Source organism: Sphingobacterium bovistauri (assembly GCF_020295405.1).
In the GTDB taxonomy this organism is placed as follows: Bacteria; Bacteroidota; Bacteroidia; order Sphingobacteriales; family Sphingobacteriaceae; genus Sphingobacterium; species Sphingobacterium bovistauri.
Map to the genome: position 1 here is coordinate 97,849 of NZ_JADEYP010000003.1, position 25,301 is coordinate 123,149.

24 protein-coding genes are annotated in these 25,301 nt (G+C 33.1%); 2 read left to right on the plus strand and 22 right to left on the minus strand.

All coding sequences use genetic code 11. The annotated features are described in order from the left end of the window. Positions 1–75: 75 nt before the first annotated feature. Positions 76–1,722 carry a glucose-6-phosphate isomerase gene (gene pgi, locus IPZ78_RS02570; protein WP_225551366.1) on the plus strand — a complete coding sequence of 549 codons (1,647 nt, stop codon included), beginning with the start codon at positions 76–78 and terminating at the stop codon, positions 1,720–1,722. A 394-nt stretch (positions 1,723–2,116) separates the two neighbouring features. On the opposite strand, the gene IPZ78_RS02575 is transcribed toward pgi, so the two are convergent. From IPZ78_RS02575 to IPZ78_RS02680, 22 genes are all read right to left on the minus strand, one after another. Next, a complete protein-coding gene (locus IPZ78_RS02575) occupies positions 2,117–2,926 on the minus strand; it encodes a DUF4099 domain-containing protein (RefSeq protein ID WP_225551367.1) in 810 nt (269 codons plus the stop codon). Positions 2,927–2,945: 19 nt separating this feature from the next. Then, positions 2,946–4,184 (minus strand): ArdC family protein, encoded by a 1,239-nt coding sequence (locus IPZ78_RS02580; RefSeq protein ID WP_225551368.1) that lies wholly within the window; start codon positions 4,182–4,184, stop codon positions 2,946–2,948. Then, complete coding sequence (locus IPZ78_RS02585) at positions 4,150–4,308, minus strand: hypothetical protein (protein WP_225551369.1); 159 nt, start codon at positions 4,306–4,308, stop codon at positions 4,150–4,152. The genes IPZ78_RS02580 and IPZ78_RS02585 overlap by 35 nt, the downstream gene beginning before the upstream one ends. A gap of 6 nt (positions 4,309–4,314) precedes the next feature. Then, on the minus strand, positions 4,315–4,839 hold the full coding sequence (locus IPZ78_RS02590; RefSeq protein WP_225551370.1) for a M23 family metallopeptidase: 525 nt from the start codon (positions 4,837–4,839) through the stop codon (positions 4,315–4,317). 46 nt (positions 4,840–4,885) lie between these two features. After that, positions 4,886–6,856 (minus strand): type IV secretion system DNA-binding domain-containing protein, encoded by a 1,971-nt coding sequence (locus IPZ78_RS02595; RefSeq protein ID WP_225551371.1) that lies wholly within the window; start codon positions 6,854–6,856, stop codon positions 4,886–4,888. 57 nt (positions 6,857–6,913) lie between these two features. After that, the gene (gene traN / locus IPZ78_RS02600; RefSeq protein WP_225551372.1) at positions 6,914–7,765 is read right to left on the minus strand and encodes a conjugative transposon protein TraN; all 852 of its coding nucleotides are present in this window, start codon (positions 7,763–7,765) and stop codon (positions 6,914–6,916) included. 111 nt (positions 7,766–7,876) lie between these two features. Further along, entirely contained in the window at positions 7,877–9,034 is a 1,158-nt protein-coding gene (gene traM / locus IPZ78_RS02605; RefSeq protein ID WP_225551373.1) for a conjugative transposon protein TraM, read from the minus strand. Positions 9,035–9,040: 6 nt separating this feature from the next. Continuing rightward, positions 9,041–9,490, minus strand: a complete 450-nt coding sequence (locus tag IPZ78_RS02610) for a hypothetical protein (protein ID WP_225551374.1) — start codon at positions 9,488–9,490, stop codon at positions 9,041–9,043. Continuing rightward, positions 9,468–10,088 carry a conjugative transposon protein TraK gene (gene traK, locus IPZ78_RS02615; RefSeq protein WP_225551375.1) on the minus strand — a complete coding sequence of 207 codons (621 nt, stop codon included), beginning with the start codon at positions 10,086–10,088 and terminating at the stop codon, positions 9,468–9,470. Before traK ends, IPZ78_RS02610 begins: the two co-directional genes overlap by 23 nt. Before the next feature lie 19 nt (positions 10,089–10,107). Then, positions 10,108–11,250, minus strand: coding sequence for a plasmid transfer protein (locus IPZ78_RS02620; RefSeq protein ID WP_225551376.1), 1,143 nt, complete (start codon positions 11,248–11,250; stop codon positions 10,108–10,110). 13 nt (positions 11,251–11,263) lie between these two features. After that, positions 11,264–12,064 (minus strand): hypothetical protein, encoded by an 801-nt coding sequence (locus tag IPZ78_RS02625; protein WP_225551377.1) that lies wholly within the window; start codon positions 12,062–12,064, stop codon positions 11,264–11,266. 44 nt (positions 12,065–12,108) lie between these two features. Beyond that, positions 12,109–12,780, minus strand: coding sequence for a hypothetical protein (locus IPZ78_RS02630; protein ID WP_225551378.1), 672 nt, complete (start codon positions 12,778–12,780; stop codon positions 12,109–12,111). Continuing rightward, positions 12,777–13,436, minus strand: coding sequence for a hypothetical protein (locus IPZ78_RS02635; RefSeq protein ID WP_225551379.1), 660 nt, complete (start codon positions 13,434–13,436; stop codon positions 12,777–12,779). Before IPZ78_RS02635 ends, IPZ78_RS02630 begins: the two co-directional genes overlap by 4 nt. Next, positions 13,433–14,092 (minus strand): hypothetical protein, encoded by a 660-nt coding sequence (locus IPZ78_RS02640; RefSeq protein WP_225551380.1) that lies wholly within the window; start codon positions 14,090–14,092, stop codon positions 13,433–13,435. Before IPZ78_RS02640 ends, IPZ78_RS02635 begins: the two co-directional genes overlap by 4 nt. Positions 14,093–14,117: 25 nt before the next feature. Then, positions 14,118–16,574, minus strand: coding sequence for a TraG family conjugative transposon ATPase (locus IPZ78_RS02645; RefSeq protein WP_225551381.1), 2,457 nt, complete (start codon positions 16,572–16,574; stop codon positions 14,118–14,120). Between the two features lie 279 nt (positions 16,575–16,853). After that, entirely contained in the window at positions 16,854–17,162 is a 309-nt protein-coding gene (locus IPZ78_RS02650; protein WP_225551382.1) for a DUF4134 domain-containing protein, read from the minus strand. A 31-nt stretch (positions 17,163–17,193) separates the two neighbouring features. Beyond that, a complete protein-coding gene (locus tag IPZ78_RS02655) occupies positions 17,194–17,496 on the minus strand; it encodes a DUF4134 domain-containing protein (protein WP_225551383.1) in 303 nt (100 codons plus the stop codon). A gap of 386 nt (positions 17,497–17,882) precedes the next feature. Next, the gene (locus IPZ78_RS02660; RefSeq protein ID WP_225551384.1) at positions 17,883–18,506 is read right to left on the minus strand and encodes a ParA family protein; all 624 of its coding nucleotides are present in this window, start codon (positions 18,504–18,506) and stop codon (positions 17,883–17,885) included. A gap of 15 nt (positions 18,507–18,521) precedes the next feature. Further along, complete coding sequence (locus IPZ78_RS02665) at positions 18,522–19,643, minus strand: relaxase/mobilization nuclease domain-containing protein (RefSeq protein ID WP_225551385.1); 1,122 nt, start codon at positions 19,641–19,643, stop codon at positions 18,522–18,524. Beyond that, complete coding sequence (locus tag IPZ78_RS02670) at positions 19,640–20,047, minus strand: hypothetical protein (RefSeq protein WP_225551386.1); 408 nt, start codon at positions 20,045–20,047, stop codon at positions 19,640–19,642. Before IPZ78_RS02670 ends, IPZ78_RS02665 begins: the two co-directional genes overlap by 4 nt. Positions 20,048–20,061: 14 nt before the next feature. Continuing rightward, entirely contained in the window at positions 20,062–21,018 is a 957-nt protein-coding gene (locus IPZ78_RS02675) for a toprim domain-containing protein (RefSeq protein WP_225551387.1), read from the minus strand. Between the two features lie 1,099 nt (positions 21,019–22,117). Continuing rightward, on the minus strand, positions 22,118–22,684 hold the full coding sequence (locus IPZ78_RS02680) for a hypothetical protein (RefSeq protein WP_225551388.1): 567 nt from the start codon (positions 22,682–22,684) through the stop codon (positions 22,118–22,120). A gap of 603 nt (positions 22,685–23,287) precedes the next feature. Between IPZ78_RS02680 and IPZ78_RS02685 the strand changes: the two genes are divergently transcribed. Continuing rightward, on the plus strand, positions 23,288–25,300 hold the full coding sequence (locus IPZ78_RS02685; protein WP_225551389.1) for a TlpA family protein disulfide reductase: 2,013 nt from the start codon (positions 23,288–23,290) through the stop codon (positions 25,298–25,300). The last annotated feature ends 1 nt before the right edge of the window (position 25,301 follow it).

Below are 25,301 nucleotides of genomic sequence, written 5' to 3' on the forward strand. Positions count from 1 at the left end.
AGTAAAATGCGAAATGAGAAATTCAACGTTTTACCTTATATTTGTTTAATTATTTGTTAATTATAAAACTTAATCATGTTACCCAGTATAGACTTTACACAAACAGATTCCTATAAATACTTAGTAGATCATTATATAACTATAAATGAAAAATCTTTAAAAGAGTTGTTTGTTAAGGACCCCGCAAGATTTGATAAATTTTCTGTTGTTTTTCAAGATATTTTATTGGACTATTCTAAGAATAGAATCAACGAGGAAACTCTTGCTTTGCTTATACAATTAGCAAAGGAGTGTAAGCTGGATGAAGCTATAAATGCAATGTTTTCCGGGGAAAAAATTAATGTTACAGAAGGAAGACAGGTTTTGCATACGGCTTTGCGTAATCAATCAAATAAACCAATATTAGTTGATGGCGAGGATGTAATGCCCAAAGTACGTGCTGTTCTAGCACATATTAAGGATTTTGTAAATGAGATTATTTCTGGAAATTGGAAGGGTTTTACGGGAAAAGAAATCACAGATGTTGTAAATATAGGTATTGGTGGGTCGGATTTAGGGCCAGTAATGGTTACTGAGGCACTAAAATCATATAAAACAAGACTAAATCTTCATTTTGTTTCAAATGTTGACGGAACGCATATTGCTGAGACATTGAAAAATGTAAATCCTGAAACAACGTTATTTCTGATAGCATCAAAAACATTCACTACGCAGGAGACTATGGCTAATGCACAATCTGCTAAAGATTGGTTTTTGCAATCTGGTGCATTGGAGTCAGATGTAGCGAAGCATTTTGTAGCATTAAGTACGAATGAAAAAGGGGTATCAGCTTTCGGGATTGACACCAAGAATATGTTTGAGTTTTGGGACTGGGTAGGTGGCCGTTATTCGTTGTGGTCTGCTATAGGCTTGTCGATCGCCTTGGGTATTGGATATGATAATTTTGAAGATTTATTAAAGGGAGCATATGAAGCTGATGAACATTTTCGTACAGCAGACTTTGAAGAAAATATTCCTGTAATCTTAGCTTTGTTGGGCGTATGGTATAACAATTTCTTTGAATCGGAAAGTCACGCTATTCTTCCATATGATCAGTATTTACACCGCTTTGCAGCTTATTTCCAACAAGGGGATATGGAAAGTAATGGTAAATATGTAGATCGTAATGGCAAGCGTATTGAATACCAAACGGGTCCAATTATTTGGGGTGAGCCAGGAACAAACGGTCAGCATGCGTTTTATCAATTAATTCACCAAGGAACCAAGCTAATCCCTTGTGATTTTATTGCTCCAGCAATATCGCATAATCCAATCGGAAATCATCATCAACTATTACTTTCAAATTTCTTCGCACAAACAGAAGCTTTGATGAATGGAAAAACTGAGGAAGAAGTGATTGATGAATTTATAAAGGTTGGAAAAAGTGAAGATGAGATCCAGCGTTTGAAAAACTATAAAATTTTTGAAGGTAATAGACCTACGAATTCGATCTTACTAAAGAAGATTACACCTAAATCTTTAGGTGCATTGATAGCACTATATGAACATAAAATATTTGTTCAAGGAATTATTTGGAATATTTATAGCTTTGATCAATGGGGGGTTGAGCTTGGAAAACAGTTGGCTTCTAGGATTTTACCTGAATTGGGTGGTGATGTTGAGGTAATTTCTCATGATAGTTCGACTAATGGCTTGATCAACCAATATAAAGCTTGGAGATAAAGCACAATTAAAAATCAAATAAGGGGAATAATCGTGTTTGTTCCCCTTATTTGATTTCAATCTTCATTAGTATAGCTTACCAGATGATCATTTTGTTTGATGATAATAATTTCAAATTCCCGGTTTTTATTTTGATTTTGAAATTAAGCTAATATATTTAAAAGAGATAATGCCTAGATATATAATAATGGTTTTATAGGACAGTTTCAATTGATCAAACTGTAATAGACTTTAATTATTGTGCGATTAACTATAACATATAGTGTCAACATGTCAATGAGTTCAATATTATAAACTAAAATTAGTTTAGTAAGGATAAACATTTATTATGAATTCCATTGTAAGTTGTTATTGCTTTTGATATTATATTTGTGATAAGTTTGCTGCAAATCATTCATCTAGACGGATATCTTTGATTATTATTTTTTTGACTCAGATCCATTAGATTTTGAAAATCCTCCACCGTATATTGTTTATCTAAATTTTCTTTATTTTCATAAATTATTTTAGCAAGAGTTTCATTATAACTTTTTGTTAAGCCTTCTGTTTGATGATTTTTGTTATCCCATAGGTTTTTTAATTCTCTAAAAATAAGATAGGAAAGTCCACCATCAATTAATACAGAAAGAATTAATCTTTTTCTGTCTGAAAGTATACCTTGACTATCGGTAGCTGAATGTTGAAGTTTTGTGCCATCATGTAGTTCAATTAACTTACCTTTTTTAAAATCATCTTGCTGAATTTCTGATAAGGATATGCCATTTACAGATATAATTTGTGGTAGGCGACTTGGGTCGTAGGATACAAAATCTTTGGTTTCTTTATCGTATTCAATATTAATGGAAATGATTTGATCGTTTTTGGTTTTGTGCATTTTGCTTATTACGTTTACCTGTTGAGAAATTAGTGCATCAGTTTCGTCAGTTGTGAGTAAAGGATGTTTTTGAGGTTTATTGTAAATCGGGTGTATTTGCAAAGTGATATTCTCCTGGGTATCTCGATATAGCGAAAGTTTGGCATCGAGTTTCTCGATTTCGATTCCTTCTACCTGCAACCCTTTAAGACTAATTATATCGGTTCTTCGCCCTGAAAGTAGTGACTCAACATCTTGCGGCTTTATTTTTAAATCACCATCCTTATAAAGGCCTAATTTTTCAAATTCTTCTAGGGGAAGGATTTCTATTTTACTTTTTATGTTTTCCATACTAATGAGTTTGAAAGTATTATCTTTTAATTGAAATAATATTATTGTGATCTTCTTTAGGTGATGTTTGCATTGGATTGAGGTTTATGTTAATTATCTTAACAGAATTCTTAGCGGAAAGTAGAGAGGCATATAGTCCATCTGATTTACCGAGAATGAAATTATTCCCTGTAGACAGTTCCTCTACTTTGTAGCGCCCTTTTTTGAGTAAACTGTTAATTTTATAGGATGTATTATTGTAGTCAATAATGTCTCCCATATTTAAAGAGGAATCAGTTTTTTTATCTGTAGATCTCCTGTTTTCTATTTCCTCTTTTGACAGATTTATTTCTCTTTTGATGTCAAATGCCATTATATAATTAACTATCTTTTCAGCATCAGCTGCGGCAGAATGTATTTCATAAGGCTTATCTTTTAGCAGCTGTATCCAGCTCTCCACATAAGCTATATGTTGAGCGGGATCATGTCCTATCTTAAGCTCATGTCCTAAAAGCATTGAAGCTATTTCCGCTCTTAATTCTTCTCGAGCATATCCATCTGTCCCAAAGCGATTAATCATATCTCGATTTAAACGATCTTTATGTGAAGTCCAGTGGCCCATTTCATGTAAAATGGTGGCATAATATTTATCTGCCGAATCAAACTGATTACGTTGTGGCAAAATAATTTTATCTGTATTTGAATTGTAGTATGCTCTATCTTCATTGGTATGAGAAATATCAGCTTTGGATTCAATTATGAGGTTTTCGACTTTTTGTAATCCTTCCCAGATAGAATTTTTATTTTCATATATTTGTATTGGTTGAATACCATTAATCTGTTCTGCGTTAAATACCCATGCTGTAGTAACAAGAGGAGTTTCAAGTTTTTGTAGTTCTTTTACTTGTTTTCCCTCTTGCTTGTTAATGATTTTACCTTGATCATCACGTTGAGTTAAATATTCATGTGTTTTCACATATTGGATTAACGTTGCTTTTTCTCCCTTTTTAATACTATAACCTTTTGATGCGGCTTGTTTAAATGTTAACCATCTGGGGTCATTTCTTTCCGAACATAAAAGGGATAAAATATTGATTCCTTTATAACGATTTCCAGTTATGGCATTGTAAGGAAGAATTAAGGAAAGTCCATTGCTATTCCATGGCATTTGCCATGGTATTGTTCCTTGTTCCAGCTTTTTAATAATATTGTTAGCTACAATTTCATGTAAAGCTTTAGAGTTTTTAGTGCTCATACTCACCTCCTTCCAATGATTCATGATCAGCTATATTATCTGAATATTCTACACCATATATCAAGGCTTCTTCTGATGTAAGCTCCACGCTTTTTACCGAGGCTAATAAGCGTAATTTTTCTTGTAGGCTCATATAATGTTTATCCATTTTATCTTATTTTGAATTGTTTAACATGCGTGTTTGTAATGCTATTAGAAATTTAATGGGATTAATATATTGGTTATTCATTCTTATAGCGAGGTGTAAATGTTCGGCTGTTGCTAATCCTGTTTTTCCTGATATACCTATATTATCTCCAGCAGATAAATAATCATCTTTCTGTACATAGATGTAGTTTAGGTGGCCATAAATGATTTCTATTGCTCCATTTTTTATAGTGATATAGTTTCCTAACAGCCTATTATAACGGGCTTCTATGACCTGTCCATCGAGTATACTTTTTACTGTATCAGCTCGGGATTTGAAATCCACACCGTTATGAAATTTTAGTACACCTAGGATTGGATGAATGCGTTTACCGTAGGGAGATGTTACCTTGAGTTGAGGCAAGGGACTACTCATTTGCAACTGTTGTGCTAGATGGATTTTAGGAAAAATTAAAAGGTATATTCCAATAGTAATTAAAGCAGGGTACATCCCTCTACGCTTTTGGAGGTAGTTAAATAATACGATTAACATATGTTTTAAGTTTTAAGTGTAGGTATTGGTTTGATAGCAGATGTACTTAGTTAGGTATAATTTGGTTAACCATTTGGTTTACCTCTTGAATTATTTGGGAGTAATTTTCCAGTAATATTTCTTCTTGCTTATCTCCAAAATCGTAATATTGCGGCATTTCTATATAGTTTTTTTCTTCAATTTGCAGTTCTTTTAAATTCAGATTTATTCTACAGTTTATTGCTGTTGTCTGAAATTCTCCCGTAAATTTTTCTATTCTATCACGAGCAAGTATACCTACAACCTCCCCCGCTGATAGGGAAGCGATCTTTCCTGCAGGTATTAGAGGTTCTAGTTTTTCATTCACCGAAATAGAAGTTTTTGTCCTATCAATGCTTAAACTTTCCCCTTGCTGCTTTACTTTTCCAAAAAGTCTTTCTAACCATTCTAGGGTATCTTTGCTGCGTACTGCTCCAGAGATTATATTCCCCATGATGGCGATTATAGTATCTGCAGCTTCTTTTCCATATTGTTGTCGAAGCATAGGTAATTCTTGAATACCAAGTACAACTGCCGAAAGGTTTGATCTTGCTTGAGCCAGAAGTACCTCTATCTTATGGATATATACGCTTGGAGCCTCATCCACCACTACACCAACGGGCAGATTTCCTTTCGTATTAATAAGCCTAGTAACTCTATTAAGGACAATTGAGAGACATGCAGAGTTAATACTTTGCGTGCTAGGATCGTTGGCAAGTACTAAAATAGAAGGACATTTAGGGGAGGAGATGTGTAAGTCAAAATCATCTCCTGAAAAAACCCAAAATGTTTCTTTGGTCGCCATTCTAGAAATAAAGATTTTTAATGTTCCTACTTGTCCTTCTAATTGATCAAATGCTTTTGCTTTATAAGCAGACATAAATGGTGACAATAATGAGGCGAGTTCATTGTTACTGAAGAGTACTGTGAATATCTGATCGTATGATAAATTTAAGAAAGCAAGTACATGTGGAAGACTAGAGTATTTGCCTTCTTTATGCTTGCTGAAAAAATAGATGCATGCGGCAAGGAAGTTGATGGCAGATTGGGTGAAAAATTGATCGCTGCCTGCAGATTTATCTCCCTTTTTTAGGGCTTCCACTAATGCTTCTGCTGTCTCGGTTGCATCTGCTAAGGTTCTTAAATACTCACTTTTAAAGGGATTTACTCGACGACTTTTATGTGGAAGGTTAAGATTTATGACATGAAAATTATGTTCATATCCTTTTTCATGCATCTTACTGTAATGGTAATACGCGATTTTACCTAGATCAGGATATTTAAGGTCGTAAAGGCACATTGTAAATGACTTGTGTATCATTTGCCGGATAATAGGCATTATAACGCCGAAGCTTTTACCACTTCCCGGAACTCCACAAACTAAAAGTCCTCTAAAAAGATTCTCTAGGGTTATATAGCCATGGTTGATTTTCCTTTTGTAATAATAAAGCATAGGTATGTTAATCGAATAGGGGGAGTTTGTTGTTTTGGTTTGCTGAAGAAAAGATTCTTGCTCAACATTCCATCTATCTTTTCCAAGGTTAGAATTTATGATTTTAGATATATTACTTAAGGCAATATGCAGTAATATAATGCCTATTAAGCTACATGCAGCATAAGTTATATATAAGATCTTAATTTTATATGTAGTGTTGAAATGTTCATCATTATAGTATGCCCAAATAGAAATAACTAACAGAAAAAATCCTAGAATTAATGGATATAGTATGTGTTTTTGTGGATTAAGATCAACTTTCTTTTTTGATAATGTTCCTATTGAAACCAATGCAACTAAGCAGAGCGTAAATAATTTACTTGTAATGGGGCTAGTATAAATAGGTAAACTTAAAATTTTGTAGTTTAGATTTATCAGAAGTGAATACTTTATTACCAGTATTTCTTTTGCAATTACAATCAAGTAAATTTCAAGTAGAACCGAAAGATATATTGCAAATTGAAGCAATCTGAATAAACTTTTTTGTTCTTTAGATTCTTCCATATTTGTATTCTACAGGATTATAAGATGTGTTTACTATTTTGTTGTTGGAGGTAAAACTTAAATATGCTGAGCATTTAAAATATCTTTAAATTCTACATTTACGTCAATCATACGCCCAGAGATCTGTTTTTCTGTGAGGCTTATTTTCATTACTTTATTATTTGGGAAAATGACTTTTTTAATGACGTAAATATTTCGCTGTTTCGATTTTATTGTGCGAATTTCCCTAAAACTCCATATAGGTTTAATTTCAAGACTTTGGAAGTTGCTTGCTTTTAAAACTTTCTTATCTTCAATAAACACTCTAAACTCATCAATGTCATAGCTCAGGTTGGTTGAATTAGCAAAGCTTATGTCTAAAAACATGTAATCCCCTAGTGCATAAATCTGATTAACAGAAATACTGATTCCCATATCCTTTTTTTCAACAACTGGTTTGTATTTTCTTGTAGATAAAATATTTAACGAGATCTCTCTTTTGTTCATATCTGAGAGCAATTCACCTGTAATATTTAAAGGTTGTGCATGTATCGGGTCAAGTTCTATAAGAGAAGGAATGTCTGCCTGAAATGAATGAAGATAACATAATCGATACTGTGCAATAAAGTCTTCTGCTACAATCGTTAAGGTGCCAAGTTCACTCTCCGTTGGGATTAGGTCGGTAGAGTCATTCTGAAATTTTATACGCAACATATTTTCTAGCGGTAGGTCCCCGTGTACTCGATGGTTGGATATATCAACATATTTAATTGGCTGAGGGGACAGAAAATGTACTGAGTTATCCGCCAAAAGGTATATAATGGGTAATTCCTGCATTCGTGTTTGGCCGCTTGGTTGACTTTGTCCTATTAGCTGCGTGAGTGAGAATACCGGTAATATTATGGATAGTATTATTTTTATAATTTTCATAGTGTTATATTATTGCAAGAGGTTAATTTTTATAAAAATGTCTTAATAAAGCAATGAAATCGTTAATTGATTCGTTTCTGATTAAGGTTTTTTTTTAATACGAGTAGGATGCTATTTCGATGTGTTCTTTGAGCTAGCATCAAATAAATAAACATGGGTATTGTATTTTATTTTTGCTTTATTCTTTCTTATGTGTTTATTTATAGCTGTACTTGTGGATTGAAACATACGCTGGAGCGTGCTCATTAATAGTTGGGAGTTATTTTCTGCTTGCTGATTTATGGTTATTCCTTGAGTTGAATTACCACTTATCTCACGTCCGAACTCTCTAAACTGTGATTCAGGAACAAATAATCCTGCTTGGCCATCTTGATCATATATATCCAATTTCACTGGTAATATTTGATCCATATGCATAATAGACTGAATTGTTAATTGTACTCTTTGGGCTGTGAATCCAGATACTTTGGCATATAGAAATGTACCTTTATCAATTTTATGTTCGCCAATTCTAAGATCTTCAAGGAGTCTTAATCGTAGGCGAGAATCAGCATAAGAAGTCCTATTTTCATCTATTATTGCTTTTATTAAGCTCAGTTGCTCTCCACTTTTTATTGTGTTAAACACATTTTTAGTAGTGGCGAACTTTTCGACACTTAGGGTCGATGGCTGCTGAATTATGGCTGCTGTGGAATTTGCTGTCTGAATATTTTCCTCATTTTTAATAAATTCTGGGTCATTAGCTTTAGCAAAACTGTCTGCAAGAGCCATCTGTTTTCTAAATAGATCCAGAGGGTCCATTGGCTTAGTATGAGTTTCCTCCTGTGGTGTAGCACTTTTGTAAGGTAAGTTATTAAGTATGTTTTGCAGTTCTTGATCCTCACTTTTTGGAACATATTGCTGTTTTGTGTTATAAGAAAACTGAAGGGATGATAATGATTTTTCAATAGAATCTAGTTTTCGTTTTTCGTTTTCATTATACAATTCATCGAATTTAAATTCTGCTTGCTGATCCTGCTTTATCTCACTTATCGCTGTATATCCATCAGCATATTTATATTGATTTTTATAAGCTGCAAGTTTATCGGCTAGCTCTCTTTTTTTTATTTCATCCGACACCTCAGAAATATTCACCTGCAAAGTTTCCGTTTGCTTATCGTTAGTTTTCTCTTCTTGGAAAAAGTCACCAAGTACGTAATAAAATATGCATAAAAAGGGAAATGCTATTAGAGGAATAATATATCGTGGTTTTTTGAAATTAACTTTCATAATGAATTATTGGTTAAGTACAGTATCTGATATTTTAGGCTTTTTCATAGAATTTTCAATCTTTTGCATTCTTTCAAATACATGTAATACCATGATACTGTCTTGATGAGTTAATGAATCTTTACTAACAATATTTTCAATTATACTTTGTAAGGCTAGTAATTCTTTAAGGGCTCCTGCTGAGCTTGCGATACTACCGATGCTTGAAGTTACACTACCAAGCAGGGGAGCGGAAGAGAGTTCATGGTTATCTTTTGGGCTTTTGTATAAATAAAAAAAGCATACTATAGAGATTAGAATGCTTGTTACCATGAATGCGAATATTATTCTGGGATAGATCCTCAATATTGTTATTATTTTAATTTTTATAAAATTTATTTGATCTTCCCATCGGTTATATATCTCCAACCAAATTGTTGGTTTATCTACTTTATCAGATGTTGGTTTTTTGAACATTGCTTATATCTTTATTCTCTACTGTCTTCCATTTTGTAATTAGCACACCATGTCCATTATTTTCTGTTCTTAGGTTTAGGTCGTGCAAGTATCCTTCGGTAATTATTGTTCTAATTACTGTGGAACTTCTTCTGTCTATTGTCTGCTTTCCGTAATAGCGAAAGTATTTTTTTTCTGAGTCTATAAATACAGAATCTGTCTGTATGGTTAACACGGCGCTTGATGAGAGTATAGAGTTAAAGAATCCTTTTTCACGTAAGTTATTGTATTGTAATGCACCAGTTTCATCGATTAGATACATCGCTTTTTTCATTTGATACTCTATGAACTTCTCATCGGGAGCTAGTGTGAAGAAGAGCATATGAAATAAGTTGACGTGCGTGCGGTATTCGAGAGGCCTGTTTACGGTGACATCAAGTTGGTTTGCTTGATATGGCGTAGAATTTTTATCTAAAATATATACCGATTTACGCGAAATTTGAATTTGCTTATAAGCAAGGTAACTGATGCCAAGAGAAATAATTATTGATGTTATGAGGCTAGAAATTGAGATCCAAGAGGCTAATTTTATTTTGTTTTCAATATTTTTAATCATCATAGTATGAGAGTTTTCAGGATTAAACTTTAGTTATAATTTTGCTCGCTGTGCGCAATGCTGAGGAAGAATTTCTTGCTACAGTACTTACTGCAGAGGTGATGCCACTGGTAGATACAATCCACGTACTGATGCTAGGTACGGTGAGCATGGTAAGGCCCCCTATTAAAAACGAAATGATTACAATACCAAAACTAAGTATACCATTTGAGGCAAACCATCCCAATTTTTCCAAGGTATTCTCCGAGTTTGCCAGTAGCTGCTCGTAACGTGTAATCTCCGCTTCAAGGGCATATTGTTGAAGGAGCCCTGATATGTGCATTACTAGATATGCAATTCCAGAATATAGGTTTACACTTACAAACCGAGCTATCCAACTGGCAAAGGAATCCCTAAAGGCGGGAAGTATACTAGTTGATACAGAAAATGGCCCTAAGATTATTAATATTGTAGAATAAATAATTTGAATCATAAAAATTACATAAACGCATATTCTTAAAATCCAAAGGGCAAGTGTTTCCAAGGTAAAAGTTAGTAGTAGCTGCAAATTAACTTGCATTCGGTTTTTCAGTTGTGTTACAGTATTCCATACGTTAGTAAATCCATCTTTTACTGTAGATGTTACGGACTCCCATGCTTTTTCATACCAGGAGTCTGCTTCTTTTTGAGCTACTTCGGTTTGAGCCTGAATGGTGGTTAGCTGATCTGCAATTTTAATCATTAAATCAGCTCGTTTAATACGCAGGGCGTTAATCTGTTGTTGTCCAGAATCAAATAACGACTCAGTCTTAGCGGCAATTATGTCTGTGGGATAAGATATCACTCTGGTAAAGGAGCCCCACCAAATAATAACCATTACTAAAGCGAATGGACGCAGCAGTGGCATAATTTCTAACTTTTTATCACCCGAAATCATTTCATAAGATCGCGTGGCGAATGATATTAACATAAATATAGCTGCTAGGGCTTGCGCATCGGCAATGAAAACGTCGTAATGTGACCACATCGTGTTTTTCATGCCTCTTAAAAAATGCATCACACCTTGTTCGTATACGCCATCACCCTGTAAAAAATTGAAAGTATCTTTAAAGGATTCAGGTACGTTTGAGATTAAAAAAATGATGTTTTCAGCATTGAAAAGGGAGAGGATGTTTAGTGTATTCATAGCATTTTAAAGTTCATTGGGTGTATATACGCATTAAGATTTTGTTGGCTATTTGTATATCCGTCTGCGCTGTAGGGATCTGTGGTGTTCTAAAACTTATGGACTTTTCAGTCGTGTGAAGTCTTTTGGATAGCAGGATATATTTTGTCTGATACTGAACTTTTGCTTTCCAATTATTCTGTAGAAGACGGAACTCCTTGAGTATTTGGTGGTAGCTTAGAATTCTTTTGCCTCTATCTAAAAACACCCCTCTGGCAATTCTTAATCTCTGAATTAAGCTTTCAAACTCTTCTAAATACCAGTCGACTACCCCTTTGTTAATAAGACTCCTTTTTAAATCCTCTGGAAAATCTTTTAGAGGGTCGATATGTTCTTGCAAAAGGGGGGAGAGCTCACTTTTATAATATAAATTCCAAAGAGGATCAAAAGTAGAAGCTTGTGGTGTGTAGTTGTATATTTCGGTAAGTGCTGTCGTGGATAATGTATCGCTATGGTGTTTATATTTGTCGGTAGATTCTTTCATTGCAAGCAGCATGCCCATTCGCAAGGTCTGAGGGCCTGTAGGCGAGAGTGGGCGCCTATCTGTTTTAGGATAGTTGGGATGAAGGCCCCAAGTGATCCAGTACTGTGGGTTCAAACTTAAAAAACCTTTTTTAGGTGTAAATTTATCTTTATCCCATTGTTTATATACCATACGTTCTTGTTGATTGATGATGTGTTTATCATTTATTTTTAAGACAGCTTGCGCAAATAGTGTATGTGATAATAGTATGAAATGGAATAAAAACAGGTACAGAACATTTAATTTTAGCATAATTTTAGATTTATGGTGTGTGAAATGTTTTAATAAACAGGGGATTACTTTAGCATGTTAAAAAATCTTAAAATTTCATCTGCTTTTTGCTTATCCATATTTATAAAGCTTGCATAGGGGTTAACTGATTTAATAATTCCATTTACTTTAGCCCAGTAAATGGAGCGGTGCATGGAGAACATAAGGGCTCTAATTACTTTAAGCTCTAAACTTATTTTTGAAAGTAAATAATCTCTCTTCTGGTAATCCATAAGTATTTTTGCACCTTCTTTTAATATAAAGTCTGAAACTTCTACAGCTAGTTTTATGCTTCTATCTTTAAAAGATCTGGATGCTTGTTCTGCAAATAAGAGTAGCCAAGGTGCTTGTGCTGCTTGCTGCAAAATCTCGTTGCTCTGATTATATATATCTTCTACAATTCTAGTTATACCTACTACTTGTATAGAGGATTTTAAGCCCTCATCAATATGAGTTAGAGACTCATGTATTATATTTTTAACTAAAACCACAGCACTTAAATTTGTATTGATGTCCTCTACCTGAGTCTTTATATGGTTTAATAGTGACTTATGGTAGTTCTCTGAAGCGATACGAACGGAGGCATTTTCGTTAATTACCCGCAGATGATTAGCATCAAAAATTACTGTTACCAAACTTTGTGCGCATAGTGGTTTTAGAAGTATGGATATAATAATTGTTAGATATATATTTTTCATGGCGCAAGGATTTTTATTTTTGATAAGATGCTTTCTACAATACGTTTGTCTTGATTTACAAAGTCAGAAAATACCTCCTGAGATTTTAGTTTTTTGACATAACTAGAATAATAAATGGAGTTGGCAAGACTTCTGGAGATGCTTAATATATTTCTTAACTCACTAATTACATGAGCATATAAAATCCGCCGATCACTTTGTTTCATTTGATTGAGATCTCCAAAGCTGAGCATCAGGCCAAGAATATACTTGGCAAGTAGCTGCGCTCTAGTAATGAATTCTCTTTGAGAGTTTAAGGCTAGAAGTATTGTGCTTGGGTCATCTTGTACATATTGGAATATTTTAGTCTGTTCCTGTATAATTTGCTCTACAATTTGATTAGACTCTATGGAAGTACTTAGGGTGAGCAAAACGGTCCCCAGTACCCCGTAACGCTGGGTAATTTCTCTGTAGCGACTTTTTAAAGAGGCAGTTTGCTGTGTATTTATCTCCTGATTTGTTGAGGCAACTAGCTGCGTTTTGCGAAGCGTTTGCTGTTTATCATATTCTTGTTTGCTATGTTCTACGAGTTGGTGTAATAACGCCACATTCAGTTGTGCTTTTGATTGATAGCATACACTTAGGCAAAGTGAGATAATGAGCATTAGCGTCTTCATTTTTTAACAAGCCTAGAATTCCTTATTATATCATCTGCTATACTTTTATCAATATTTATAAACTTACTATAGGGGTTTAACGATTGGAGTATACCACGCTGCTGTGCCCAGAACATGCTTCTTTGCATTCCGAAAGCTATACCACGAAGGATATTGAGTTCTATACGTATATGGTTTAATATCTTGGCACGCTCACCAGAATCAAGCAAGTTATCTTTACCGCCTTTAAGGACAAATGTTCCTACTTCTAAAGCTAAATTAGTTGCTCTGCTTTTAAACTCTCGGGCACTTTCTTCCGCAAAAAGTAGAAGTATTGGGTTCGTTTTTGCAATAACTAAAGCTTTATTAATATTTTCTACAATATCTGTAGATACCTCTGAGATGTCTTTTACAGCTACAAGTGAGCGCATCACGGCGGCCACTTCGGTAAGTCCTCTATAAATCTGATTTTGTAAATCATTTGCAATAGTTAACTGACCGGTTATAGCGAGTTGTCCACGTTGAATTAATGTAAGGTTGCGGTTCACATCATTTAGTTGGTTGTTTATAACCCCAGCGTGGGTAGCGGTTGCTGCCGCTACGGTAGGGTCAATATAGATTTGGGCTTTGGCAAAATTAATGCTCAAAGCCATTATTATAATGGCAATTTTTTTCATGATAATTGTGTTTTTAAAGAGTCTATTAGATTGAATATGGAGAGTTTGTTAGGTTTACTTTGCTTACAAAATCGTTAAGGCTCATACCGGAACTATTAAAGTCCTCTACTAAAGATGAGAGGGCCTGCGGGTATGTTTTAAAATGACGAACGTATATTTCAACAGCACTCTTCTCAGGCTTTTCAGTTGTAAAAGCCATATGGTGAAATAGACTTACTTCAACTCCATACACTTCTCCAGTGTTTCCTCTTTTGATGTAGAATTCATTAAAGCGAGAGCGGTTTTGTTTGTTGTCAAGGGTATTGATGGTGCTAATTTTTAGCTGCTCTACAGGGCTTAAATTAAGAAGCTCAGCTACTTTTTTTAAATCCGCCTCTTTTTGTTGTAAAAGTATTACCGTATCCGAGTTATTTATGATGCTGTCTTTAATGATAGGGTTACCAATTATATCGTTTATTTCTTGGGTAACTTCTATTATTTCTCCATAAAATTTACGCACCGTTTTATTTAAATACAAAAGAAAATTGGCCATGATTGGGGAGGATATAGCTCTCCATGCCTCCTCAAGTATTAATGTCTTTCTTCTATTTTTTCTATGTCTCATTTTTTGGATGAACATATCCATGATAATAAGTGTAACTATTGGAAGAAGTATCTTGTTGGACTGAATATTGTCTATTTCATACACCACAAATTGCTCATCAAAAAGTGACTTATCTGCAGGCTCATTAAGGATTTGTTCGTATTCACCTCCTTTATAAAATTTCTTTAATACAAAACAGAATTCATCCACATCGAATGGGATATTCTCTTCTTTCATAATATTGGGGATGTTACTTTTTGCAAAAGAATAAAAGCTATTGAAGTTGAGCTCTGTGGAGGACGTCATATGCTTATTTGAGAAGTAGGATATAAAATAGTCTGAAATAACTTTTGCAATCACATCACGCTCAAGAGCAGTTGTTTGTCCATCAGATCCTTTCCATAGCAGACATATAAGTGTTATTAAAAAATCTTTTTTCTCAATATTAAATTCTTCTCTAGTTATGGCGAAGGGATTCATGGTTATGGGTTTATCTTCCATAAAGGTTATATATTTACCATTGTATGTACTACATAGACCTGAATAGGAATGACCTACATCAACAATCACAACATCCATATTATACTGAAGGTATTGTTGCACGATGGCATTAATAGCATAGCTTTTTCCTGTTCCCGAAGATCCTAGTACAAAGCGGTTGCGATTTTTTATTCTTCCTGTTTGCATGGGGAAATCAGATGGGTCAATCGCTACAGGGACACCTTGCCTATCTGTAAAATATAGTAGAAAGTCTGATGGCTCATCTATAAGTAATCGCTCCTTGAAGAACAGGCATAATGCGGCATCACAGGTCGTTAAAAACCAATCGTATTTTTTTAGTTCTACAGCATTTGCGGGAAGTGAAGCCCGGAATAATTCAAGCTGATTGAACGCATTTCGTGAGGCAATGATCCCTTGCTGAAATAGTGCAGCCTCTATATAGTTTGTAGGTTTGTCAATATTAGCAGAATCTGAAGCCACCAAAATACAGAAGTGGGCATGAACCAAAAGTTGGTTTTCACGAGCAACATCAACAAGCAAGCGGTTTATATCTTCTACGCATAGGGTATTGGCAGGGTCTGGTATGCTGGCATGTCTATTTCTTTTAACTTCCAATTTATTGACGAGTTGTCGCTGAGGGGGAATTTCAATTAACTGATTATAGATGATAAGTTGGTAATCGGGAACGTTGTACAGAAAAAAGAAATTGTCAATTGGGAAATTTTGTGCACTTGAATTATTTCTTATAGTACAGGGGCTTACCATTTCTGGAAGATCAATAGACTCTGTGTTAATTAAGGTTATTGCCCTAAGGGCCCGCGATCCCAAGTTTAGTTCAGTGCTTTGTGGTCTAATATTATCTAAAGTAATATGCTCATCTCTAAAATTCATAGCCATTACTCGTTTGACATATTGGTCAATTTCTGCTTTTTTAAGCATTATAGGCTGCAAATTTGCCTGAAATAACAGGTCCAAAATTTTGTGGATGTTAACTATGAAAGTCGCAAGCTGTCTGCTATCATAAGTGTAAAGGGAGCCTTTTTTTACTATCCTAGAAATGGTTAAATAAGTCTGTATTTCGGTATATGGTCTGTCAGCGAAATGCTCCTGATACTTCTGTTGTAAAAATTCTTTTTTTTGGGACGATTTAAATTCCTTGCGAATGAAGATGTCCTGCTTTTGAAGGATGTGGCCTTCACCCAATATTTTAACAATATTCAACAGAATTTGCTGATACTGTATGTAAAGATCTGTATCAGCAGCATACTGCATGACGGGGTTACTAATTTTTAAGATTACCGAATAATCTCCATTTTGGTTGTATAGTATATCTATTCCTTGGTAATTATCTATTCCAACGTATGGGATTTCAAAGAGGCTCTTGCTTGTTGTTTTCATAATGTATCAATAGTTTAGTTTGCTGTACATAAATTCGCCTTTTATTTTTCTTTTGGTGAAGTCCTTTATTTTGTATGTGAAGAATAAGTGCAATACAAGTGCCCATAGTTGCTATTGAACAAAGTCCAGCAATTATAATATTTGTTAAAGCTGCAGCTATTGATCCGATAATAAGCCCAATCAGGAGAGATGCTAGGGCCCAATAGATATATTTTCCTTTGAATCCCTTATACGTTAGGGGTTTTTGAAGCCCCTTATATATAGGATAACTTTTTGCTGTCATACACCAAAGAATGCTTTAATTACTACACTAACAAGTACCAGAAATAAGCAGGAACCTCCCCAGCTCATTAGTTCTTTATTTATATCCTGATCACCGCTGTTCCATTTGATATAAACGCGTATGCCCCCAATAAGTCCTACCACAGCCCCTATAGCGAGGATTAAAGTAGATATTGGGTCGATATAAGCTGTTAGTGATGAGGTTGCAGCATTGATTCCAACGGTGCCACCTTGAGCATACACCATGTTTGCCCAAAGTATTGCTAGTAAAAGTGCTGATAATGGTTTTTTTAGATTTTGTTTCATGATTTAAGGTGTTAGAGTGGTTAGATGTTAATTAATGGTATACCCCTTTTAGTATGGTGCTTAGTATGGTTAGAAAAATACAAGACAAAAACCATCCTGCTATCTGTGCATCCATATTATCCCTGCCTAGTTGCAAGTTATTGTATATGCGTAATCCACCAAATAAGCCGCAGATGGCTCCAATAGCTAGTGCTAGATCTGATAAATTGAAATAATATCGGTTAACTTCATTTGTAAGGCGATAAAACTCATTAATTCCAGGCTGAGCGGTAAGGGTGTCGGCATCTAAGAGGATAAACAGGAAGATGAAAATATAACAAGTTGATTTTTTCATGATGTTGGGGAATTAATAAGGAATTGCTTTTGTATACTCAATCACTTGGTTCTGCATTAGATAGAGAAGTTCTTTTATGTTCACACCCCCAGTTGATTCAAGTGGAGCTGAAGCGAGTACTGCGGAAGAGTTTACTGATGGATATACATTTGTATAATTAGTTTTCACAAGAGTTTCACTGCTGTTTAATATGACTTTAATGGGAGTAGAAGCTTGTGGTATTATTATTTCCTGATTGCTTATTGAATCAGTTTGTTTGCGCCCACTCAAGTATAGGTCGTAAAGAATATTTAACATATAATAGATGACATAGCATATAGCGAGGCTTAGTAAATAGTTAAACCAGTTCATAGATGATAGATGAAATTTGGAGGTTAAAAAATTGATTATTTGTAGATATACTGATGATAAAGGTTATCGAAGGCAGGCAAAAGCATCGTCAAAAGCCTTACGGGAGTATGGATATTTGTAAGATTCTGAAAATCAATTTTATCGTATATAATTGAAGAAATAGTGCCAAAATTGGACAACACCTTTTCAATATCTCGTTTTGACTCAATATTTGCGGTACTTTTTATTCTATTGGGCATATAACATATTGGTGCTCGAGGATTAATTTTGGATATAACTAAACTGAATAGTATGGTAGCATGTGTTGTAAATTGATCATAACTAAAGGGGCATATAATAAGGTCGGCAAGTGAATAATACTCAGACAAATGACTATCTTGGATGTTGCTAGGGGTGTCCACCAGTAAAATTTGATGCGGTTTATCTTCTATTTGTGCTACTAAATTGGCGCTTGTTGCTTGCTCGAGACTGTAAACAGTGTATAATGATGGTGTTTGTAGTATTAGCGTGTTTTTCTGCATATTGACTAAAGATTGTTTGAAATCTAAGTCTAGAACGGTTACAAACTTTCTATGCTCTTGGGAAAGGTAATTGGCTAAGGCCAGTGTTAAGGTGCTTCTTCCAACACCACCTTTAAAATTTGCTATAACAATAATCATAGGTCACCTTTTATTTTACTGCGAGATGGGTTTCTTATTTTTCCTTCTTTGCTTTAATACTTGCGGGTCATTTTCTTCGTAAATCTCGATATTGAAATCACCTATTGAAACTCCTGTGGTATCTTTAAATCCATAATCTATATCTTCCATTTGGATTTTGTTGGTATCTAGCTCAAAGATATTATCAGTAATTGTTTTATAGTTAACTGGTCGAATAAACTCAGCTATTGAACATATTTCACTGCCTTCAAATATAGCTTTGCTATGATGATCAATGATGGAGTAATGTGTAGGTAATAGACGATTGTTACCATGAAATATAAGCTGAATGTTGTAGTTGTTTTTAAGCATCATTATAAATTCTGAAGTACATATTATGGGGGGGGATGAAAGCTTAAAGTTTTTCAAATATTTTTTTTTATGGATCGTCGTATTATATTTATGAAGGTTCTCAGAAAATATTTCTTTGAGTTCCAGTTCCCTTTTTGAAGATCGATCATAGGGAGTAATATTGGTGTAAATTTTTTCAAGAGATACTTCATTTTGTACTCTTCCATAGCGTATTAGTGATAAAAAATTATTTTTTATTTTGCAGTTATATCCCATTGAGTACAGTAGGATTATAAATTCCATGCGTGACGAGTATTTATAGCTCAATGCTTTAATCGAATCCTGAAGTGCTTTTTTTTTAGGGTCTATACCTAAAATTTCATTAAGGTGATTATAAGCTCTAAATACCTCAAATGAGGAGGTGATCCCCTTACCATTCCAATTTACACGGCAGGAAACAATATGTACATGATTTACACGAGTATCATAGTGAAAAAAAATAAGATAGGGTTGGGCCCCATATCCCAATTTCTGGAGCCATTGTTTTGCAATGTCAGTTAATTCCCGTTTATTTTTTTTCTCATGTTCGCATGAAATTACAGCATGGAATTGCGGCTTTTTTATGTTACTAGCGGCTGATATACTCATTAAATAATCAATATAATCTTGCGGCATTATGGTTCTAAGGATACCAAGTGCATGAAAGTTTTCTGCACACATGAATTCTGCTCGATCGTTACTTACCTTAGCTATGTTATAAATCACTCCATTAAAAGATCGCTGACTATTAAATATTATTACTTTCATTTCATTTTCTTAGTTATTTTTAACAATTCCCGAAAAGAATCTTCAATGTTGCAAAGTGTTTGAAAATACTCATCAATGCTTTTAATCACCACATTGTAGCTATGATGATCTGTAGGTCTATGTACTGATTTGGCAAAGTAAAAGGGAAACTCTGGCTCAAGGGTATTTCTAATCTGAGCGATTTGATTTCCAAGAAGATCTAACGTTTTTATAAGTTCCACGGTATTATATAGCATAACGTTTGAGTTCTCTATTACCATCAACTTTACAATTTTGGACTTACTCATACCTAAAGACTTGGTAAGTTCTGTAAACTTATAAAGTTCAGATTCCGTTAGAGAGAGATAGTATCTTCGTTTTGTTTCTTTCTTATCGATAGTATTCAGATGATGATTGTTTCTCATGGTAAGATATTTTTTTAACGTTTTGTATCTTTTTTAAGTGATTGAAATTTACATCCTAGATTGTCTACTAACATTTCATTAAAGTCTTTATATCCTTTGTAGTCAGGAGATCGGTCGTTAGCGTGTGGAATAATATTTAAAGCATGTATTGTTGCCTGCTTACCTGCTAGATCATTATCCAGATATAAATCAATTAGCTTAAAATTTTTGATTCTATCTAAGGTCTTGTTTAATTGGACAATGGAATTTAGTACATATACAGTAGGGGAAGATAAGTGATTATTATTGTGTTTGAGCCAGCTTAAATAATCCATATATCCCTCAAATATGGCAACATGATCTTTATCTGATCCTTGAATTATAGATATTCCTTTTGCTCCTATACTACTTTTAAAGCCTTTTATGGTGCTGAACTCATAATTGTTGTGTTCGTTAATCCAACCTATTGCATAATAGTTAGTTAAGGAGTCTTTGTTGAGGTGGTTTTTATAATATACTTCTTGAAGGTGACCTTCAGCTACGTCAAGTATTCCTCTAGATTCCAAGTATTTTGTAATCAAAAAATTTGTGCCAAGAGGTTTAGTTTTCACCAGCTTAAAGGCATACTCTTGTGGCTTTTGAGCATTTAAATTTATAACTGGGACTTGATTTTGAGACTGGCTGGAGTAGATGTTCAATACATTGCGCATTTCAATCAAAACCTCTTTAAATGATAGCTCTGGCCAGTAGGCAAGTGCTAATTGAATTATACCCCCGCCATAAATTCCAGTGTGGTTGGCTCCACCTCTATCTATCCATTTTCCTCCTTCGTCCCATACGCTTAATGAAGGAGTACTTTGCTTTGTTTCTCTTAGCATACTATGATAAAAAAGTTCTTTCCCTGACTTTTTTACAGGGTAATGACCTAGGGTGGCCAGAAAATCTGAAATGCGTACATCTCGGAAATCTTCGATATTAACATAAGATGACATATTAAAAAGTTTAATTTTTTTATTGATTTATACTCTTGATTATATTTGAATTAAGGATCGTGGATAATTTCAGTTGAAGTACATCGATAAATTATAATTCGAGCAGTATAGCTTTATACCATATCGTGTCGATATTAAAATCTCTGTTTATTATCCAATGTTGATTTTTTTCGGAACTACTCACGTCAATCCATACGGACCGGGATTATACCTGCCAATGTGTTTTCAGTCAAATAGACTTGCTATTTCACTTTCACAAAATTTCCTTTTTATTAAGGTTAATGCTTCATTCCTGGCTGTCAAAGAACTTTTTAAATCATTATCGCAATGATCAATTTCAAGCCACTTAAAGATTTGATATTAGTCTAAAAGGGTTATGTTTCTTGTTTTAATTAGTTTGTAATTTTGATGGTTTATATCGGTAGTAGGGGCTAATTGTAGATGTTCTGGGAGGGCTAAATATTCCAATAGCGGTATAACTTCCTGTTTTGAAACGTACAAGTTATATAGCATTGGTATGTAGTGTTTTGAATACATTTGTTTTTTTGTTGAGTAATTGTTTATTCAAATCAAGTGTTAAATTCTATGCAACAACAGTGAAAGGGGGTGAAAAAAAAGTTTCACTATTCAAATATTCATGAACTTGGGTAGGGATGTAAAACAAACTTTATACTTCAATAAGGGTCATTTTGAAGGTTTATAATTAAATCATCAGTTAGGGGCCAGTTATAATTATTTACACATATTGAAATTTTAAGAAAAAGTAAATTCTTAAAAATGAATTTCATTCATTCCAATAGCAATTAGATAATACATTATGAGAGGGTGAATTGAAATGATTTGTATACGTGTGGATTCGTAATTTACAGGAGGTAGATGTTGTTGAGGTGTTCGTAGAGTAAATTAAAAATGCAACGACTTATCGAGGGGAGAACTTCAAAGATCAGTGGATCCAAAGTTGTTAGGTTAGAAGTGATATTCTTATAACATTGTTTATTATTGCAACCTACGACAGTGAATAAGGGAACTTACAAATAATTGCAATTTTAATCTTTAATGGGTTTAGTTTTTAAGAGAAATTATCAATCTTTCCTAAAAATCATTTAAAATAGACATCCACTTTTCTTGAGCCATAATTTCCATTTTTTAATTTGATGTTTTTTTTAACGGACTTTAATCGCCCAATTTTTACTGCATATTGGAGAGCTTTGGATAATTGATCCCTTACAAATACCCTTTTCATTTCTATTTCACAAAAATCTCTAATTTCATTCAAATATTTATATCCATTATTTAAATAGTCGGATTTTATTAATACCTCTAAAACAAATGTATTTGAGCTTCTATTAGAATTTAAGCTAATAAAATATTCCTTATTATGTGCATTTTCTTTTTTAAATTTTATCAATTCCTCTGATTTATTAATACTACGGGGAATACGTGAATTCAAATTAAAAATTTTTGAACCATCAAAATTTAGTTTCTTGCCCAATTCTGATGCTAGGATATCACTTAACGGTCTGGTTTGATTTAATATTCCGTATATATGAGAAGTTGAATGATTTAAAAATTCTGCTAATCCAACAATATTTAGGTCTATTATTGACATAATTAACTGCAGTCTTTTTGAAATTTGAGTTGAGTAATTATTTCTATCTGGTTTCATATTACCAAATAGAAAAATTTATTTACGCTAATAATTATCATAAAATTGCTTTTATTTAATTTTATGTTGTATATTTGGTAATAATTAGAGGTATTTAAAATAAAAGTCTTGCGGCTGCATTTTCTCAGGCCGTAACGCAGGGCAGTAGTTTAAATATCCACATCTAAGCTTTTATGCTATATTTGCATGTAAAGATAGATGTGGGGCTACTGTAAATCCGTGTTACGTTAGGCCTGAGAACTGAAAAGTAGCCACGGTTTGTAGCTCCACATGTATCTCGTGTAGGTGGTAATACACCAAACAAGACTCGTTAACCAAATAGGCGAGTTATGAAAAAACAATTATTTAAAAACATTATAAGAAATCCTGAGTAGCTCGGAATCTTAAGTGTGACAAGATTTTGTCAATGCTCCGAATTCACGTTTAAAAAATAATTATCATTCTATAATATCACCAATTATAAACGTAATTAAATTCGGCTTTCCCATTTATTATCAATTTTTAAAAGCTTGGTACATAGTAAAGTCCTGCTCAGGATCCATTTACTAGTTATATTTTACTATAAGTGCCAATGCCTTATTTACCAATTTAAACCCATGAAAAATGAAAAATTTTTACAAGGTAGGGGCTTGTATTGCTTTAGTTGTCTTAAAAGAAAGTTTTTTAAATAACATTTTAAAGATGTTTTGCAGGTTCATAAAACCAGCAAAAATCTTATACTTTAAAAGTCAAAATATTTTTTTCTGTTCATTTAAATTAAAACCTTTTGGTTCCACTGATATTGTGAAATTCAACTATCAAAATAGTTTAACAACTACCTGTTTTATTACCAACAAGAGCGAAATATATTTACATGTAGACGAATATGATAAAAAAAAGTATAATAATATTCTCTCCGCTAGCGAAATGAAATCTTATGCTAAACATCTTCTCAATGAAATATATAAACCTCAAGAAGGATTAAAATTTATTTCTGAAGAATTCGATTTTGAAAATGTAATTAAGCGTAAAAGGTTAAATGTAGAAAAAATATGCAATTTTTTTTTACTAGTTCTTTCTCTTGTCAGTTCATTGAAATACATAATGATTTATAGTAAAGCTAAGTCTTATTTAGAATATCTTTCTAATCAGATTTATCAGCATCAATTAAAAAATACTGATATAATAAATAAGAAAGAAATTGTAAGTAGATCAGAAAAGCGATCTAAAGTAACGGAGGTTAAAGAATTGAAGGGCTCTTGTAAAAAAGAAGGGGATAAAATATCATTTTTAAATAGTATCATATTATCCAATTTAAATTTTGTATTAATTCTATCAATATTTGCATTTTCCTCTAATGTGTTAATTGCGCAAGATGTTCAAAATGAGTCAATTCAACTAAATATTGGTGATACTATACCAATGGAGTTATGGACTGCACCATTAAAGTACATTAATAGTAATAATGAGTCTAAACATATGACGCTCAATGATTACAAAAATCATAAATTAATAATATTGGATTTTTGGGCATCTTGGTGTTCTTCTTGTCTAGAAAGTATATATAAAGGAAATAAGCTGCGTAAGGAATTTAATGATGAAATTATAATAATCCCCGTTAATAATGCCAAGTTTACAAGGGATAATTCTGATAAAATTTTAAGCAGTCTGAAAAGAATATCCGAAAAAGATTTCGTACCATTTACTATAGTAGATAACGGTACGATATCAAATTATTTTCCTCATTATTCATTACCTCATCTTGTATGGATAAATTCTGAAGGTGTTATAGAAGCATCCTCTCATTCAATTGCATTAAATTATTCTGCAATAAAAGAATTAATAGTTAATAACAAAAATACAATTCTTATCAAGTCAGATAATTTAGAATTTGATAAAAACAAAAAAATTGTGGAGCAATTTAAAATCCAAAATAGTGATATTATAAATTCTTCGATTTTTTTCTCTTCGTATATTGAAATGCTACCAATAATTGCTGGTAATTTTTATAATAATGGAGATGAAAGTATATATAGGGTGTGTAATTATTCATTAACATACTTCATTAATATTGCATATAGAGAAAAATATCCCTCGATAAATAGAATTAAGCCATATCATTATATTTTTTCAAAAAACTTTAATCCAATAATTGTTGACTTGATAAAGAGTCCTAATTCTAATGAATCAAAATTTACATTTGAATTTAGCAAAAAAGGAAATATAAGTAGAGAAGAAGTTAGAGAGGAATTAATAAAAATATTATCAAATAAATTCAAATTTACGGTTTCTGTTTCTCAAAAGCCTACAAAAGTCTTAATAGTTGAGGATGGTCCCGAAATGAACTTACATTCTTTGATAAGTTCTTCAGAAAACACCTATTTAAGCGTTGATAATGATAATAATGAAAGAATAATGCAAAATTATTCCCTAGAATTTCTTGTTGCACATTTAGGTGGCAGACTTGAAATTCCAATTATTAATAATTCAAAATATAAAGAAAAGTTCACTTTTAGATTCCCACGAAAATTTGATTTCAATAACAAAGATCAAGTGATAAAATATTTATCCGATTTAGGATTTAAAATTTATGAGGATACTAAAATGTACGATTATTTAAAATTTAGTACTATTTGAA

Excerpts from the sequence above, each read along its gene's own strand:
- pgi (WP_225551366.1), top strand. The coding sequence starts at position 76 with ATGTTACCCAGTATAGACTTTACACAAACAGATTCCTATAAATACTTA.
- IPZ78_RS02575 (WP_225551367.1), bottom strand. The coding sequence starts at position 2,926 with ATGGAAAACATAAAAAGTAAAATAGAAATCCTTCCCCTAGAAGAATTT.
- IPZ78_RS02580 (WP_225551368.1), bottom strand. The coding sequence starts at position 4,184 with ATGAATCATTGGAAGGAGGTGAGTATGAGCACTAAAAACTCTAAAGCT.
- IPZ78_RS02585 (WP_225551369.1), bottom strand. The coding sequence starts at position 4,308 with ATGGATAAACATTATATGAGCCTACAAGAAAAATTACGCTTATTAGCC.
- IPZ78_RS02590 (WP_225551370.1), bottom strand. The coding sequence starts at position 4,839 with ATGTTAATCGTATTATTTAACTACCTCCAAAAGCGTAGAGGGATGTAC.
- IPZ78_RS02595 (WP_225551371.1), bottom strand. The coding sequence starts at position 6,856 with ATGGAAGAATCTAAAGAACAAAAAAGTTTATTCAGATTGCTTCAATTT.
- traN (WP_225551372.1), bottom strand. The coding sequence starts at position 7,765 with ATGAAAATTATAAAAATAATACTATCCATAATATTACCGGTATTCTCA.
- traM (WP_225551373.1), bottom strand. The coding sequence starts at position 9,034 with ATGAAAGTTAATTTCAAAAAACCACGATATATTATTCCTCTAATAGCA.
- IPZ78_RS02610 (WP_225551374.1), bottom strand. The coding sequence starts at position 9,490 with ATGTTCAAAAAACCAACATCTGATAAAGTAGATAAACCAACAATTTGG.
- traK (WP_225551375.1), bottom strand. The coding sequence starts at position 10,088 with ATGATGATTAAAAATATTGAAAACAAAATAAAATTAGCCTCTTGGATC.
- IPZ78_RS02620 (WP_225551376.1), bottom strand. The coding sequence starts at position 11,250 with ATGAATACACTAAACATCCTCTCCCTTTTCAATGCTGAAAACATCATT.
- IPZ78_RS02625 (WP_225551377.1), bottom strand. The coding sequence starts at position 12,064 with ATGCTAAAATTAAATGTTCTGTACCTGTTTTTATTCCATTTCATACTA.
- IPZ78_RS02630 (WP_225551378.1), bottom strand. The coding sequence starts at position 12,780 with ATGAAAAATATATATCTAACAATTATTATATCCATACTTCTAAAACCA.
- IPZ78_RS02635 (WP_225551379.1), bottom strand. The coding sequence starts at position 13,436 with ATGAAGACGCTAATGCTCATTATCTCACTTTGCCTAAGTGTATGCTAT.
- IPZ78_RS02640 (WP_225551380.1), bottom strand. The coding sequence starts at position 14,092 with ATGAAAAAAATTGCCATTATAATAATGGCTTTGAGCATTAATTTTGCC.
- IPZ78_RS02645 (WP_225551381.1), bottom strand. The coding sequence starts at position 16,574 with ATGAAAACAACAAGCAAGAGCCTCTTTGAAATCCCATACGTTGGAATA.
- IPZ78_RS02650 (WP_225551382.1), bottom strand. The coding sequence starts at position 17,162 with ATGAAACAAAATCTAAAAAAACCATTATCAGCACTTTTACTAGCAATA.
- IPZ78_RS02655 (WP_225551383.1), bottom strand. The coding sequence starts at position 17,496 with ATGAAAAAATCAACTTGTTATATTTTCATCTTCCTGTTTATCCTCTTA.
- IPZ78_RS02660 (WP_225551384.1), bottom strand. The coding sequence starts at position 18,506 with ATGATTATTGTTATAGCAAATTTTAAAGGTGGTGTTGGAAGAAGCACC.
- IPZ78_RS02665 (WP_225551385.1), bottom strand. The coding sequence starts at position 19,643 with ATGAAAGTAATAATATTTAATAGTCAGCGATCTTTTAATGGAGTGATT.
- IPZ78_RS02670 (WP_225551386.1), bottom strand. The coding sequence starts at position 20,047 with ATGAGAAACAATCATCATCTGAATACTATCGATAAGAAAGAAACAAAA.
- IPZ78_RS02675 (WP_225551387.1), bottom strand. The coding sequence starts at position 21,018 with ATGTCATCTTATGTTAATATCGAAGATTTCCGAGATGTACGCATTTCA.
- IPZ78_RS02680 (WP_225551388.1), bottom strand. The coding sequence starts at position 22,684 with ATGAAACCAGATAGAAATAATTACTCAACTCAAATTTCAAAAAGACTG.
- IPZ78_RS02685 (WP_225551389.1), top strand. The coding sequence starts at position 23,288 with ATGAAAAATTTTTACAAGGTAGGGGCTTGTATTGCTTTAGTTGTCTTA.